The organism is Ruegeria sp. D3, from assembly GCF_056534465.1.
In genome coordinates this window covers 103,209-119,045 of record NZ_JBQFPK010000006.1, presented here as the reverse complement: position 1 = coordinate 119,045, position 15,837 = coordinate 103,209, and the positions used below count along the sequence as shown (strand labels likewise).

General features: G+C 54.8%; 11 protein-coding genes. 3 read left to right on the top strand and 8 right to left on the bottom strand.

Translation table 11 applies throughout. The features are described from left to right. The first annotated feature begins 82 nt into the window (after positions 1-82). Positions 83-2,125, top strand: coding sequence for a dockerin type I domain-containing protein (locus ACR0DX_RS10695; protein WP_480846080.1), 2,043 nt, complete (start codon positions 83-85; stop codon positions 2,123-2,125). A 13-nt stretch (positions 2,126-2,138) separates the two neighbouring features. On the opposite strand, the gene ACR0DX_RS10690 is transcribed toward ACR0DX_RS10695, so the two are convergent. From ACR0DX_RS10690 to ACR0DX_RS10680, 3 genes are all read right to left on the bottom strand, one after another. Next, the gene (locus tag ACR0DX_RS10690; RefSeq protein ID WP_170355168.1) at positions 2,139-3,455 is read right to left on the bottom strand and encodes an HlyD family type I secretion periplasmic adaptor subunit; all 1,317 of its coding nucleotides are present in this window, start codon (positions 3,453-3,455) and stop codon (positions 2,139-2,141) included. Then, positions 3,455-5,221 carry a type I secretion system permease/ATPase gene (locus ACR0DX_RS10685; protein ID WP_480846077.1) on the bottom strand — a complete coding sequence of 589 codons (1,767 nt, stop codon included), beginning with the start codon at positions 5,219-5,221 and terminating at the stop codon, positions 3,455-3,457. The genes ACR0DX_RS10690 and ACR0DX_RS10685 overlap by 1 nt, the downstream gene beginning before the upstream one ends. A gap of 143 nt (positions 5,222-5,364) precedes the next feature. After that, the gene (locus tag ACR0DX_RS10680; protein ID WP_480846075.1) at positions 5,365-6,228 is read right to left on the bottom strand and encodes a LysR substrate-binding domain-containing protein; all 864 of its coding nucleotides are present in this window, start codon (positions 6,226-6,228) and stop codon (positions 5,365-5,367) included. 171 nt (positions 6,229-6,399) lie between these two features. Here ACR0DX_RS10680 and ACR0DX_RS10675 point away from each other — a divergent pair, with 171 nt between their 5' ends. Together ACR0DX_RS10675 and ACR0DX_RS10670 are read left to right on the top strand one after the other, a co-directional pair. Beyond that, positions 6,400-7,734, top strand: a complete 1,335-nt coding sequence (locus ACR0DX_RS10675; protein WP_170724608.1) for an SWIM zinc finger family protein — start codon at positions 6,400-6,402, stop codon at positions 7,732-7,734. Next, a complete protein-coding gene (locus tag ACR0DX_RS10670) occupies positions 7,731-10,433 on the top strand; it encodes a DUF6493 family protein (RefSeq protein WP_170355164.1) in 2,703 nt (900 codons plus the stop codon). The genes ACR0DX_RS10675 and ACR0DX_RS10670 overlap by 4 nt, the downstream gene beginning before the upstream one ends. Here the strand turns inward: ACR0DX_RS10670 and ACR0DX_RS10665 are convergent. Genes ACR0DX_RS10665 through ACR0DX_RS10645 form a run of 5 tightly spaced genes read right to left on the bottom strand, consistent with a single transcriptional unit; the run spans position 10,430 to position 15,725 of the window. Next, on the bottom strand, positions 10,430-11,341 hold the full coding sequence (locus ACR0DX_RS10665; protein ID WP_170355163.1) for an SMP-30/gluconolactonase/LRE family protein: 912 nt from the start codon (positions 11,339-11,341) through the stop codon (positions 10,430-10,432). The two genes, ACR0DX_RS10670 and ACR0DX_RS10665, sit on opposite strands and share 4 nt — an antisense overlap. Next, the gene (locus ACR0DX_RS10660; protein WP_480846072.1) at positions 11,338-12,315 is read right to left on the bottom strand and encodes an ABC transporter permease; all 978 of its coding nucleotides are present in this window, start codon (positions 12,313-12,315) and stop codon (positions 11,338-11,340) included. The genes ACR0DX_RS10665 and ACR0DX_RS10660 overlap by 4 nt, the downstream gene beginning before the upstream one ends. Further along, positions 12,312-13,238 (bottom strand): ABC transporter permease, encoded by a 927-nt coding sequence (locus ACR0DX_RS10655; protein WP_170355162.1) that lies wholly within the window; start codon positions 13,236-13,238, stop codon positions 12,312-12,314. The genes ACR0DX_RS10660 and ACR0DX_RS10655 overlap by 4 nt, the downstream gene beginning before the upstream one ends. Continuing rightward, positions 13,235-14,698: a sugar ABC transporter ATP-binding protein gene (locus tag ACR0DX_RS10650; RefSeq protein WP_170355285.1), complete on the bottom strand. Its 1,464-nt coding sequence runs from the start codon at positions 14,696-14,698 to the stop codon at positions 13,235-13,237. The genes ACR0DX_RS10655 and ACR0DX_RS10650 overlap by 4 nt, the downstream gene beginning before the upstream one ends. A 13-nt stretch (positions 14,699-14,711) precedes the next feature. Next, positions 14,712-15,725 (bottom strand): ABC transporter substrate-binding protein, encoded by a 1,014-nt coding sequence (locus ACR0DX_RS10645; protein WP_170355161.1) that lies wholly within the window; start codon positions 15,723-15,725, stop codon positions 14,712-14,714. Positions 15,726-15,837 lie beyond the last annotated feature (112 nt).

Genomic DNA, 15,837 nt, shown 5'->3' with positions numbered 1-15,837 from the left:
TTCACCACAATCGCGCTTTTGTTTCGGACTGGGCATCAGGTCATCCTGTTCACGAGGCCAGATGTGGCGTGGGGAGATGGTTATGATGCTTCAGTTCGAAGGAGTGGTTGCAACGGGAAGTGCAGCGCTCGATTCAGGTATCGGCGATACGGCTTTAAAAACGTTTAACGGAGATACGTATCTGTACAGCGTGACGGGCCCAGGCGGCGGCGTGGTTGTTTGGAAACTGATCGACGGTGCGATCCCGCAAGTGCAAGACACCGAGTATTTTGCGGGTTCGATCGCGTTTCAGGTTGGACGTATGGGAACTCCCGTTTTCTTTGCGGATGGAGACCAACTGGTGCTGGACGTGCGATCGGCCAGCGGTTTGGTTGGGTATGAACTGAATCCAGACGGCATAATCGGGGCGCTACAAGAAACAGGAACACTTGTGGGAGGCGGGGATGTCTCTGCCGTGGCCCAGCTATCTGGTGGAATTTTGGCTGTAGCTCACGAAGCCACCGGGAAGATAGCGACTTATAACCTTAACGGCGATGGGACTGTACGTCTTGCGGGGTCAAGCACGGGCCAAGCTGATTCGATGCAAGTGATACAGATCGGGTCCAGTTCGATTCTGGTGACAAGCGATGCCACTTCCGGGACAGTCGGAACCTTCAGTATCGATCACGGAACAGGCGCAATACGTGAAGTGGATAATACCGAAACGCTTAGCACCTTGGGGATTGCGACACCGACCGCAGTAGAAGTCGTTCAAGCTTATGGTCAGTCCTGGGTTGTGGTTGCCGGTGCCCAGAGCAACTCGTTGAGTGTCATGATGCTTGGCAGTGACGGCAGTTTGACCCCCACAGATCATGTGCTGGATTCTTTGCACACGCGGTTTGGCAATGTTCAGGATCTCGAGGTTGTCGAGGTGAACGGCCATGTTTTCGTTGTCGCGGGCGGAGGGGATGGCGGGATTACACTGTTCACCATGACGCCCGACGGGCAACTGGTTCACCAAGACAGTTTCGAAGATACGCTTCAAAGCGGTCTGCAAAACGTAGAAGCCTTCAGCGTTGCACATGTGGGTGATGAGTTGCAGATACTTGTAGCCTCGCAGCAGGATGCGGGTCTGACTCAGCTGTCCGTCGATGTGTCCAATTTGGGCGTCGTACGGGACGGGTTCGGTACTGTGAACGGAACAAGTCAGAACGACATCCTCAGCGGCAGCATTCTGGAAACAACTTTGAACGGTGGAGCAGGGGACGATATCCTGATTGCGGGCACCGGAGCGACAACAATGACGGGCGGGGCTGGTGCGGACATTTTCGTTGCCCAATACGGAAGTGACCCCATGACGATCACCGATTTTCAGGTCGGAGTCGATCGGTTGGACGTGTTTGACTACCCTCTACTCAGAACGCCCGAACAATTGACCTTTACGTCCACGGCAACAGGTGCGTTAATCGAGTACCTGAATGAAACGATCGAGGTAAATTCGAACACGGGTAGCCCGTTGTCGCTTGTACAGGTGTTCGGGGCGGGATTTGGAGGGCCGGACCACATTCCCGTCGATTTTGGCGACTTCGGTGGGCTTGATCCCGGCAGCTCGGACGGCATTCAGGGCGACATTACGATTGATTCCACATCTACAAATGCGGGGTTAAGCGACGCTGAGATCCGCTTTTCGATAGATGGAGGCGGGACCGTGAACGTGCGGGCTGACGACGATGGGGTGTTCGACTTGGGCCTGCCATCAGGAACCTTCACGGGTGAGTTGGATATCGTGAAAGGGTATTCAACGGCGTCAGGAGACATTACAGCCCTTGATGCTCTTCAGGTTCTTCGTATTGCGGTTGGGCTTGACCCAACATGGGGACCGGCTACCGCGGAAAATCTGATTGCGGCAGATATCAACAGGGACGGTGCAGTGAACGCGTTGGATGCGCTTGCGGTTTTGCAAGTGGCAGTTGGGCAATCTTCTTCACACCAGGCGGAATGGGTTTTTATCGACGCCGATGCCGACCTTTCAGTTGTCACCAGAACCAATGTCAGTTACGAGACGGGCACAGATATCGTTGTGGTCGACAATGTCCTGGCTGCTGACATGACTTCAATTCTGCTAGGTAACCTCGAGTCAGTTTAAGCCCGTTCCCAGGTCATTCTCGAAATGCTCGATTGAAATAGTCTGATAGCGGTTTGACGAGGAAGGAAAGGGGCGTTCTTTCGTCCGTCTTGATCATAGTCTCAACAGGCATACCCGGTAGCAGTTCCTGGCCATTCAGACGTTCGACCTGGCCGTCATCGGGTGTTACCTCAGCGCGGTAAAAGGTTTGACCTGTTGCCTCGTCAGTGAAGGTGTCTGCTGACACATTGATCACCTTGCCCGCAATTTCCGGCGTTTCACGTTGGTTAAAGGCTGTGAAGCGCAGCAGAACGGGTTGCCCGACATGCAGCTGATCCACATGGATCGCATCCACTCGTGCTGCAACCAGTAACGGTGTGTCTTGCGGCACAATATACATCATAGGCTCACCTGCCTGGATCACCGATTGCAAGGCAAATACCTCGCTGCCATAAACGGTGCCGGTGACCGGAGACCGAATATCCAGGCGCGACAAGCGAACGGTCAACGACAATCTCCTTTCCGCAAGTTCTGCGATCTGGGCCTGAATGTCCCTCAGGGTTGCGATGGCTTCCTCGCGCCGTGTCGCGGTCAACTCGACGATTTCGATTTCCGTCGAAGCGATCTGCCCCCGAAGTCGCGCGATGGATGCCTCAAGACGTCCGATTTCCCCGGTCAGGCTAGCCTGTTCACGCTGCAGGGCTAGAACGCGGCTTGCAGGGGTTAAACCACGTTTAAACAGGCTTTGCTGGTCTTCCAGTTCTTCGTTAATCAGCTCCATCTGACGGCGCAGGGAAGCCAGTTGAGAATCGTTGCCTTTGATCTCACTTTCAATCTGAACAAGCTGGTTGCGCAATTGTCCGGTCTGTTGAATCAACGTTTCTAGGCGCGCTTCGAACAGACGCTGTTGTCCGTAGACAAGGTCATCGGCCAAACCTTCTTGCATTTGAAGCTCTTGCAACTGCGCCGCAAGGTTGTCGATAGAAACACCGTCGCGTTCGGCTTCCAAACGGGCTCTGCGCGCCAGAAGCTCGAACAGCTGCGCTTCGACAATGGTTTTTTCAGAGGCGAGGAAAGTATCATCAAGCCGCACCAGCAAGTCGCCGCTATCCACCGCATCTCCGTCGCGGGCAAAAAGCTCTCCGACGACGCCGCCGTCAGGATGTTCAACGACCTGACGATTGCTTTCTACTTCGATGGTACCCTGGGACACGATGGCACCGGCAAGCCGTGTACGAACCGACCATATACCTAACCCTCCAACTAGGATCGCCAAGGCAACAAACCCGACGATAGCAGGGAAAGTTATGCGCCAGACAGGCCGTATATTATTAGCGTCCTGGTCTGGCATCAGTCGTTCGCCTTTTCTCGGGTTACCTTGACAGTCGTTTTGCTTAGGTCGCGTTTGATCACGTTGGCATTTTGTACCATAGCTCCTAAAACCTCGTCCCGATTTCCGGACTTCACGACCTGCCCTTTTTCAATAACGACCAAGTCGTCGCATTCTGAAATTGCTTGCGGGCGGTGGGTCATTACGATGGCGGATTTTCCTTCGGACTTGAGGCCGCGAATTGCCGCGTTCAGTGCCTCGGTTCCATCGGCATCCAAGGCCGAGTTCGGCTCATCCAATATAAGCAGAACCGGATTTCCATAGAGCGCGCGTGCTAGAGCTATACGCTGCTTCTGGCCGCCTGATAGCTGGCTATCATTGCCATCAAGAAACGTGTCATAGCCTTTGGGCAACGTTAAAATTAGATCATGAGCATTTGCCTTTTTGGCGGCGTCTACCACGGCCTGAGCATCCGGGTTCTCGGACATGCGCGCGATGTTTTCCGAGACGGTTCCGTTGAACAGCGTCACATCCTGCGGCAGGTATCCAATGTGCTGTCCCAACTCGCCGGAATCGTATTGATCCAAGGTTGCCCCGCCCAAGCGGACCTCTCCATTTACGGGACGCCAAAGGCCCAAAAGCGCCTTGGCCAGTGTTGACTTTCCTGACCCGCTTTTCCCGATCACGCCGAGCGCTTTTCCCGGCTCCAAAGACAAGGACACATTGCGCAATGTCGGACTTTCCGCGCCAGGCGGAATTAGCGTGACCGTCTTGGCCGTTAAATTGGCCTCGGGCGTGGGCAGTTTTGTGCGCAGAGCGTCGGGCGGCGTAGATTGCAGGAACTCGTTCAATGAGCCCCATGCAGTTCTGGCGCGCTGAACCATCGACCACTGTCCTATAGCCTGTTCAACCGGGGCCAAAGCTCGGCCCAGTAGGATCGACGCGGCGATCATAGCACCTGGCGTCAATTCGTTGCGCAACACCAGCAACGCGCCAAGGGCCAACATGGCAGATTGTAAAAACAGACGGAGGGACTTTGTCAGAGATGAAAAGCTGCCAGTCCAATCACTGGCGGAAATCGTTTGCCGCAATGCGTCCGTCCGCTGTCGTTGCCAGCGGTTGGTGATGTCTGTTTGCATACCCTGAGCGCGCACAATCTCAGCGGCTTGGCGGGCATGTTCCGAAAATGAGTTGGCCTTGGCCGAAGCAGATTGTGCGGCGGCGATTTTGCGATGCGTCAGTTGTTGGTTCATCAGAGCGATGACGACCAGAACCGCACCGCCTGCGATGGCCAACCACCCTAGCAGCGGATGAAAAAGGAAAATGGCCGCCAGAAAGACTGGTGTCCACGGGATATCCATCACAGCAAGCAATACCGGCGATGAGCATAGGTTTTGAATGGATTCCAGATCCCGCAGGGCCGTTGCCGGAGCTGCACGGATTTGTGGATGCAGAGATCTGCGCATAGTGGCGTCAAACACCCGTTCATCCAACTGGGATTGGAACCGTGCACCAAACCGCGCAACAATCCGACCGCGGGCATAGTCTAACATGGCCATCAGGGCATATAGCAGAGCGACCAACAAAAAAAGCGCTGCCAGGGTTTCCACCGCGCGTGAACCAAGCACCCGGTCGTAGACCTGCAACATAAAAAGAGGGCCAGTGAGCATCAAAAGGTTAACAAACACACTGAACAGGAAAGCAAGCGCCAAAAATTTTGCACCCTGATTGCGCGCGGCTCTTAGCTCCTCGCGAGGGGCAGGTGGTGGTACTAAGTCATTTTTCACGAACGGAACCCTGGGTCCTGAGAGCTTTGACACATCTTAGACTGATGGTCAGAAAGAGAAAATGCCAGTCTAGGCTGAAGCCAGAAAACAGCGTGGTGTTCGCAACAAATGAGCCAGCCGAAATGGTTTGGAAGCAGCCAGCGTCACTTGGCTTCTAATGCTGTTTTAAAGAAGGATTGGACAAGTCGAGAGTCTCCGCGCTCTTTCAAATGTGCCAGATAATAGCGGGTCTCAACCTTTACATCTCTAAGCGGAATTGCGCGCAGATTGGGGTGAGAAACGAATTCGAAATCGGCGACGAAGCCGATTCCGATACCCTGTTCTACAGCTTTCCAAATAGCTTCCCTGCTTCCCAACTCCAGAATTGGATCCAGAACGACTCCTCGTTTTTCCGTTTCGGTTTCGATGGCCAGCCGCGTGGTGGAACCGACCTCGCGTCGGACTACTCGTTGTCGGTGAAGGTCGGCAATTGAGATACTTTCCTTGTGGTAAAAAGGGTGGTCGGAATTTACGAACGCCACTACCTGGTTTGTGCTATAGAGCTGAGTTGTCACTCGGGGGTCAGATTGAACTTCAGCCAGGATGGCGACATCAGCGTCGTAGGACAGAATCCGATCAAAACACCTTTGCGAATTGCCAAACCAAACCTCAATGTCGATCGCCGGGTATTTGGATTTGAAGGCAACGATCATATCCGTTGCATGAAAAGGACCGACCGCGGCAATACTGAGGCGACCGGCGTGAAATCCCCGAAACGACTCCAGCAGCGTTTCGGCGTCAATCTCGGCCTGGTGCAATCGCGATGTAATGGCTAACAATTCTTCGCCTGCGTTGGTCAGATGTACTTCACGCCCAACGCGGTTGAAAAGTTGAATATTATAGCGGCTTTCGAGGTCTTTTACCTGTGTCGAGAGTGTAGGTTGCGTGATGTTGAGCTCCCTCGCGGCAGCCGAGAACCCTCGGAATGTCGCAACCGCATGGAAAGATCTGAGCTCGGATTTAAGCATTGAGAAAACCTGAATTTACATCCGCATTTATTAGAAAAGTATATATATCGAGCTCGGGTTATTTGAAAGAAAAGACCAAATCCCGAGTTGCGATGGTTGCAAAGATTTCATTCAACTAGCTACCATTGCTCAGAGTATTTACATCCTTTGACAGGTTTTTAGGGCTCTGGAATGAGCGGAATCGATTATATCTATAGCTATGATGGCCGCTCGTCCTTGGCGGGTTCCGGACAAGCCAAGTTTCTGCGATTGGCTTCGGACAAAGGCCAACCAGAAAGCGCGCAAACTTATCTGAAAGCGAAAGCCATTCAGCCGGAGCTAACCGCAAAAGCTCTGCGCGCGATATCTGAAATTGTTGGTTCACGATTCTATGTTCCGCCGGCCATGCTGGCGCGAATCCTGCGTGAAGCTGACCCGGTTGCGACCGTCGGGCGAGAATGTGTCCGGTTTGAAGGGTTTTCCGCCTGTTGCAGTGTGTATGCGCGACTGGACCTCGAGCATGAGTCGCTTGACGTGGAAAAGCGGAGAACTGGCACTACGAATGTGGATTTTGGGCCTGAATTGCGTGCTCTGTTGGCGCAGGTTAAACCGAGCAGCGAACTAACAATCGGAATCGGTTCATCCTTTGTAGATATTGCGCATGAAAAAGGCTGCGTAACAGAACGCAAAGTTCCGCTGCCGTTGCGCTGGCTGAAAGGGTTCGCCGAGGTTCAAGGGCATCTTGCAAGCATGGAGAAGGTTTTTTCCCTTCCGTCCGTGCCGGCACAAAGGTTTTTGCGTACGTTGCCGCGTTCAAAAGCCGATCATTTGCTCTGGGTTTCTGCCGCGGGAAACCGTGTGCGAACGATGACGCGTAAAAGCGCTGATAATGTACCTTTGCGTGGGGCGCATCGTTTACGTGTTTTGGAGACTCTGGCGAGTAAAGCGCGATATTTGAATGTTTATGGAAACCCGGCACTTGGAAGCTCTGCCTGGGAGTTGGAATTCGGCTCTCAGAGATTCACGTTGGTATTGAACGCAGAGCCTTGGCGCGGCTTTTCGGGGGATGGGCGGTTGCTGTCTGATTTGGTTCATCCGAACAGTTGCGTTCCGATCATTCGCGCCCATTTGAATTGGCAAGATAGTCTCGACCTAGCGTTTATGGGGCATGAACCTGGCGTATCAGGCGCAGACATTCGTCAGGCGATCTCACATCTGGCGGCAATTGGCCAAGTAGGTTTTGACCTTTCTCGAAACGCCTGGTTCCACCGGCAGCTCCCGTTTGGTCTGGAGCGTCTGCAGGCGCTCAACCCTCGTCTCAAGTCCGCGCGGGCGCTTTTTGACAGCAAGGCTGTGACGTTGTCGCAAACTGGCGCCGACGTAGTCAGCGAAAACGTTACTCACCGCGTGCGTCTCTCTCAAGACGGATACAGTTGTACTTGCCCGTGGTATGCCAAACATCAGACAACGCGGGGGCCCTGCAAGCATGTTCTTGCAGTAGAGATGGAGTTGGAGCGTTTGCATTGAACGAAACGGATTTCATCCGGTTGGTTACGACAAAGTCGGCCAAGCGTGTCCTGAAGGCACTGGCCGATCTTTCCGAAGAAGACCGCCGTAAACTTGCTCCAACTGCGCTGAAAGTTCAAAAGCGTCAGCAGAAAGTAGCCTGGGACGTTCAGTTCAAAGGTCTCAAACCTCCAGTTGATCTCGCCAAGGATTTGGAGGCTTTAGGCGTGGCTGTCTTGGCAACGGCGCGCCCGTCCGAATACAATTGCGGCGATTGGCGCATTCTGCCAAGTTCGATCCCGCTGGAGGAGGTTTTTGCCGTACTGAACCCAAGCTGGATGAACGCGTGGGCCGAAGCTGCGGTCGAAGATAACCCTCGATTGATCACCACAATCCACGCCCTTGTTAACAAGGGGCTTTGCACCATCCCCAAAACTGATGCTTACATACTTGGATATTATGCTGGACAGGCCGGCATACCGGAATTGGCCCGCACACAATTTCTTGCCGAGGATGTCTGGCGTTTTTTTAAGGTCGAAGGTGGCGGCGACCTCAGCCTAGCCGCAAGCGATAAGTACTGTGGGCGAAATGTTTCATGGGCCAACTTACTCATTGAACTCAGCCGGGACGGGACTTTAGACAGGCAAAGGCTTCTGGATGCGTCCTTGGATGCGTTAGAGCGGGACTTTGGCCAGTTCAGGGCTGGGTGGTATTTCCGGTTCCACGTCGCCATGGACCCCACGGAAGATGAGATTGCAAACCGGGCAAACCGTTACCTCGACTTGCTGAGCAGCCCTGTTCCACCCACTGTTGCATTCGCCCTGAAGTTTCTGAAACGGATGGACACAAATGGGGGGGTGGACCCGACTTTACTTGTGACTTCTATCGAACCGGCGCTTCAAAGTCGGCAAAAATCATCGGCAAAACTGGCGATAAAGCTATTGAAAAGCAGTGCCAAACGGCATCCCCAATGCGTGCATGACGTGGCCAAAGTCGCCGTTTCGGCCCTGATATCTGAGGCCGGAGAGGTTCAGGCGCTAGCGCTTGATTTGGTCGAAGAACTGGATCAGGTGAAAGATGCCGAAATACAGGCTCGGATGCGGGATTACCTGGAGCTGGCAGCCCCTACTGTTCAAACTCGACTTGCCGCTCATCTGCAAGACGCTCCTGTCCAAACCAATGAAACCCTTTACCCAACTCCAGTGCTCGAAGACGTCGTTCCAGTTGCGTCGGCGGAAGAAGCTGTTGAAACGTTTTTGGCGCTGCTTGAGCACTGCGATGATGCAGTACTGACCGAACGTGCTCTGGATGGCATGGCACGCTTTGGAGCGGCAGCAGAGCCCTTGCTGAATCCGTTGGCCAAGCGCGCAAACCAGTTGAGGGCGCGCGGGATTGATGCTGGGCTTGAAAGCAGAAGCCATTTGCAGATTCCTATTGCAGCTACGGCCCTCGCGTGGGCGCGCGATAGCGATTTTGTGGCGGAAATAGAACCTTCCCTGCAGCCCCGATACTCGGGTCATATTCCTTTGGGAACCGATCCAAACAGCTTTGTTGGTATGTTCTCTGCGCGTTCTGCTGAACTGCTGGCATTTGTGCAGGCCGGTCTATCGGTACCCATGTTGTCTGCTCCGACCGACAATCGTGGATACCTGGCTCCGCAAAAGCTGATCCAGCGTATGAATGAGTACCGGCAGAAGAAGTTGGTTCCGGGGCAGGCGGATTTTAAGTTGGCGCTAATGCGACTCGCGCCAGAGGATCGCGAAGCGGCCCTTTTGGATTTCACGCCCGAAACCGAGGAAGAAAGAGCCCTGGCCTACGCAATGGGCGCAGATCACATTCCCGAGAAAGATCCGCAATTATGGGCGCTTGCCTGGGCTTCACGGCTGCCATGTAGACCTGATCCCGCAGTGCAGAAGTTAGTCGGAAACTCCATTCCCGGAGCGGGTGTACCAGCAATTTATACGTTCCACGCCGAAATTCGTCGGATCGACGAATATTTCTGGCCTATGCCGCGAGTGGACATTTCGCCTGAGATACCGAAGCATTTACCCCGAGAATTGGGTTTTGCTGTGCCGGCAAAGCTTGCGCACACATATCTTGGTGATCCAGGTGTCAGTTGGTTCACTCACCCAAGCCCGTGGGTCGGTTTACTTAGACCCTCGCAATCAGAGCTGTTTTTTCTGTCTGGTATCTTCGAGTTGGAACTCGATCAGAAGTTAACCAACCATTTCTGTCTGATGTTTTTGGACCCTTTCTTCAGACCTGGACTAAACACCGGTCCGATGTCTCACGCAATGTTGGCTTGGTATTTGGCTAGCGCCGATGAAGGGATCGGAACAAGCTCGGTTGATGCGCTTGCGACGATCATCGCGCAGAGGACGTTCAGTCCGACCGAATTCGCTACCGCCGCCCGTCAGCTTGTCTTTTTCGCAGCATTGCCGCTGCGGCGATGGACCAAGCGTTTGGCCGAGGTGGCAGGTGTGTCCGCTCAGCATGGCAAGGCGGTCAGACGGGCCTTGTCCTGGATGTTGGTGGACCTGCCCGACGATGTGCCACGAGATTTGGGCGGGTTGCTTGAGTTGCTGCACGAGTTGTGTACCGCGAGCGGTACGGGTCTTGAGAACACAGAAGCCGTCGTCGCCCTCAACAACATCAAGGTTGCGGGCAAAACAGGTAAGTTCGCCAAAAAGCTGGTCGGTTTTATAGGCCCTATAGACTAGGGTCTGGCTCCGGCCGAATTGACAAAGATCGAGTAGACGGACGTCGATGCGGTGATGAACAGAACATTTCCCCGCGCTCCACCAAAAGTCAGGTTGGCAACGGTTTCGGGCACTCTGATTTTTCCTAGCAGATCACCGTCAGGAGAAAATACATGAACCCCATCCGCTGCCGAGCACCAGATATTGTCGTGTCGATCTACACGCAGCCCATCAGGAAGGCCGTTGTCAATCTCACAAAACTCTGCGCTATTCGCAAGACTACCATCTTCACCCAAATCAAATACGCGAAGAACAGACGGTACAGATGGATCGTGGCTGCTGCCGGACTCCGCGATGAAAAGACGAGTTTCATCCTTTGAAAATGCCAGCCCGTTTGGTTGGACAAAGCTTTTCGTGACCGCGTTGATTTCAAACGAATTGGGATCGACACGATACACGAAACTGCCGTCCTGTTCGGGCTCGGCTTTGTACCCTTCCAAGTCTGACAGTATGCCATAGGTTGGATCCGAGAACCAAATGGAACCATCCTGTCGCACGACCACGTCGTTGGGAGAGTTCAGGAGTTTCCCCGCGTGGCGATCTGCAATCACAGACCTGCTGCCGTCGTGCTCGGTCCTGATCACCGATCTGGTTCCGTGATGGCAGGTTACCAGACGACCCATCGGATCACGGGTGTTGCCGTTGGCATAGTCCGAATGCTGCCGGTAAACACTTACCCCTCCGTCGGGTGTCCACTGACATATCCGCGCGTTCGGAATGTCTGAAAACAGCAGCAGATTATGAGCAGGAAACCAAACAGGACCTTCAGTCCATATATGTCCCGCAGATATTCGGGAAAGCCCTACATTAGTGTGGATCAGATCGCGAAATTCCGGGCGTATGATTTCATATGTCTGCGAAAGGGTCATACATCGTATCCTTTGCGACTGGCCAATGCGACGACCCCGACGATAACGACACCGGTCAGGATCAACCGAATTCCGGCCCCTAGCCCGTACGAGTTCAGCATTGAGACGATCAAAAACATAAAGAGAGCGGCACCCCAGATACCGGGCACATTTGAATTGCCGCCACCGATGGATGATCCTCCGATCACGACCACGGCAATCGACATCAACATGTATTCGGTTCCCATGTTGAGGTTGGCCCCGCCCGAGAAGCTGGCGAGTAAAAACCCCGCAAGTGCAGCGCAGACGGCCGAATTCACGTAGACGCCAAAACGTACTGCGTGGACGGGCACTCCGCTGAGACGGGCGGCGCGCAGGTTTTGACCGATTGCGGAAATCCAGCGGCCGGCAATTGCGCGCTCTAGCACGACCCACGCGAGGATTGCCAACAGGATGCCGACTACGGCGATGTTCGGAATACCAAGTGCGCCACCGGTTGCGAATTCTGCCAACGGTTCGGGCGGTTTGATCCGCAGGCCCCGGTTCGACCAGATCGCAAGCGACTGGTACAGGAACGAGGCTGAAAGCGTGGCGATAATAGGCGGGATACGCAGCAACAGTATCAGGCCAAAGTTAATGACCCCGCAACCGATACCAACCCCGATTGCGACCAGCAGGCCGGGCAGGATCATCGCGGTTTCACTGTCCATGAATTTCAAGGCAAGCGTGGCTGCCAAAGTCATCGAAGCCGGAATGGACAGGTCTATGTTGCCGGGACCCAAAGTGATAACCAGCATCTGACCAATGCCGACGATGGCAGAAAAAGACGCAAAGGTCAGGGCGGCGTAAAACAGCGATCCAGCCCCGGACCCGGCGATCAGACTGGTGGCGCCGAAGGTAATGGCAGCCGCAAGAAATGCCCAAATCCAGGGTTTGCTCAGTAACGCGCGGACAGAAGTTGCAGCCGTCATCGGTTCTGATGCGTTGTCGATCATGCAACGGCCCCTTTGCGGATGAAGACAAGCCGAACGGCAAGAACAAGGATCAGGATCGCGCCCTGCGCGCCAATCTGCCAGTCCGGTGACAGGCGCAGAAACGACAGGAAACTGGCGGCCAGCGTTAAAGTCAAAGCACCAATCACGGCCCCGAAAGGAGAAATGCGACCGCCGACGAATTCTCCGCCGCCGAGAATCACGCCAGCTATCGACAACAGCGTATAACGCAGCGCGATATTGGCATCCGCGGCGGTTGTCAGCCCGACCAGAGACATCCCTGCAAGTACGCCAAACAGCCCCGCCAGCCCGTAGGCCGAGGCTCGCAACCGCACCAACGACCATCCTGCACGTTCCATCGCACGGTCATTTCCGCCGACACCCTGTAGGATCACTCCGACCCAAGATCGCTTGATCAAAAAGTGCACGGCCAATGCAATGACCAGTGGTGCAACAACGGCGATCGGAACCAGCGGAGTCTTCAGGCTCATTAGTGTTTTCAGCCATTCCGGCGACGCTCCACCGGGGGATGGCAGGATCAAGACCGCTAGGCCTCCCCAGACAAAGGACATGCCCAATGTAACAACGATGGCGGGCAATCCGCGCAATTGGATCAATGCGCCCAGCAGCGCGTAAGCCAAGATGGCTGCGGCCAGGATCATGTAGCCAATAACAGGGGTGTCATGGACAAATGTCGCCGTAACGCAGGCGCAAAAGCTGACAAACGTCCCGATGGAAAGGTCGATGTCATTTACCATGATGATCATCATTTGGGCGATGGTGGCCAAAGCCACTGGTATGGCAAGATTGAACAGCAGGTTCAGACCAAAATAGCTCATCGCGCGGGGCTGCAGATAGAACACGGCCCCCAACAATAAAACAAGCGACAAAACCGGCAGGGCCAGGCGTAGACGATCGCCGCTCATTGTACTGCCTCCTGCATTTCGAATGAGGCATGCAGGATGTTTTCTTCGCTGATCTCATCACCGACCAGTTCTGCAGCGATTTCGCCAGCGCGAAACACAAAGACCCGGTCACATTCCAGGATTTCGTCGGTCTCGGTTGAGTACCAAAGAAAGCTGCGGCCTTTGGCGGCTTCGTTCTGAATCATTTGATAGACTTCTTTTTTCGTTCCGATATCCACGCCGCGCATCGGATCGTCCATCACGACCAAAGGGGCCGAGGATGCAAGGGCACGGGCAAACAGGACCTTTTGCTGATTGCCGCCGGACAGAGATAATATCGGGTTCAGCAGGTTGTCTGTGCGAATTCCGATCCGGTCTTTCCATTTCTGAACCAGCCCCGACTCGGCCGGTCGGTCTACCATCCAGCGCTTGCTGAACTCTGGCAAGGTCGTCAAAGATAGGTTCCGCAAAATGGACCATAGGGGCATCACACCGTCTCGGGCGCGGTCACCGGCCACGAAAACAACCTCGGGGCGCTTGCCTGATTTCCAGACGGAGGAATGGTCAAAGAAGATCTGAGCCAGCGCTTCGGCCTGCCCATGCCCGGCCAGACCGGCCAAACCCACGATCTCGCCCTGACGCGCGTCCAGCCCTATAGCAGAGCTGACAAGGACAGGCCCCAGCTCCCGTTCGGATCGCGCGCTGCCCTGCGCGTCGTCATCCGGTGCGACATGCCCCATTGCGTCAACGATGGATTGACGGGTAAACGCCTGCGCTGGCTTGTCATCCACGATCTGACCGTCTTTCATGATCACGATGCGGGTCGAGACGTCGAAAATTTCGCCCATCATGTGCGAAATGAACAGAACCGCTCCGCCCTCGGAACAGTAACGCTTGATATGGTCCAGCAACTGCTGAGCGATTGCCGCATCCAGCGACGAGGTTGGTTCGTCCAGAATAACAAGACTGGGCTCGCTGTCGCGGTCGGCGAAAGCGATGGCGATCTCGACCATTTGGCGTTCGGCAATACTAAGATCGCCAACTGTGGCGCGAGGGCGAATGCCATGGCCGGGAAAGACAAGGTCCAGAGCGTCCGTCATTTTCTGCGACGCGACTTTGCGCCAGCCTTTGCGCGGCATATTGCGATACGGGATCCGCAGGTTTTCCAGAACCGTCAGATTTGGACAAAGCGAGAGTTCCTGAAACACGCTGCGCACTCCGGACGCTTGCGCGTTTTCGCTGTTTTTATGGACGGGGTCCGAGACCCGATACCGAACCGCACCTTCTGTTGGGGTTAAACGCCCATTGATCACATTGGCCAGCGTTGATTTCCCTGCGCCGTTGTGGCCTACAAGACCAACACATTCCCCGGCTTTAATCTCGATCGACGCGGCCCGAAGCGCCTGAACCGGCCCAAATGACATATGGGCCGCGTCCAGCGCGACAACCGGCGCATCAGGTGCGCCGGATATCGTTTGCATGTCTTTCATCGATTTACTTGGACGAAGCGATCACGGCCTTGGCATCTTCCAAGGAGTATTCGACATTCGCAACCGAACCCTTGGGCGTGGTTTTCAACGCGTCTTCAAGTTCGTCCTGTGAAATAGCCAGGAAGGGAACGGTAAGGTCCTTGGGCACCTCATTTCCGTCCAGAACCTGCTGCGCCACCCAGAAAGCCAGGGTGCTGACACCGGGTGCAATCGACAGCGAAGTCGTTTCATAACAGTTCGCGGATTTTTCATCTGACCACCACTGCAGCTCATCCTGCCGGTTACCCATGACGATGGTTGGCATTGCTCGGTCGGTGGCTCCGATGGCTTGTGCGGCCCCATAGCCGTCACCGCCTTGGGTCACGACACCGACAATCTCGGGCAGGCTGGGCAAAATACCCGCAACGGCTTTCTGGGCCACGTCTTGAGCCCAATCGCCATGGACCGAACCCACGATTTCAAAGTTGGAGTTCTTCACTTCGTCATGGATGCCGGCGCTGATTTCATCGTCCACGAAAACGCCTGCCAAGCCCCTGATTTCAAGCAGGTTACCGCCTTCGGGATAGCGTTCAGCCAAGTATTTGACCTGCTCGCGACCCATTTGTTGGAAATCGACGGCGATACGCCATGCGCAGGGTTCCTGTACGATACCGTCAAAGGATACAACGGTAATTCCGGCGTCACAGGCAGCTTTGACGGCGCCGTTGATCGCTGTGGGCGAGGCCGCGTTGATCACGATCGCATCATACCCCTGCAGGATCATGTTTTGAATTTGCGCAGCCTGCTCGGTGGCCTGGTTTTCGGACGTCGTAAAGGCATCAGCGGAAGCAACTTTACCGTCTGCAACCGCGGCCTCTCCGACTTTTTGCCAGCTTTCCAGCATCGCTTGGCGCCATGAATTACCGGCATAGTTGTTGGACAAGGCGATGCGCTTGTCAGATGTGTCCGCCACGACGTTGGTGGCTGCGAATACCGTGATCCCGGCGGCTGCGCCGAGCATAATGGCCTTGAGTGTCATTCTTTCCTCCCTCGGCGGCCGATCCGCCGCACAAATACCGCGCCCGCTCCTCCGGGACGATGTCGGAAAGATTCCCCGGCAGGTGCGAAAGGTTAAGAGTAGGATGCGCGCA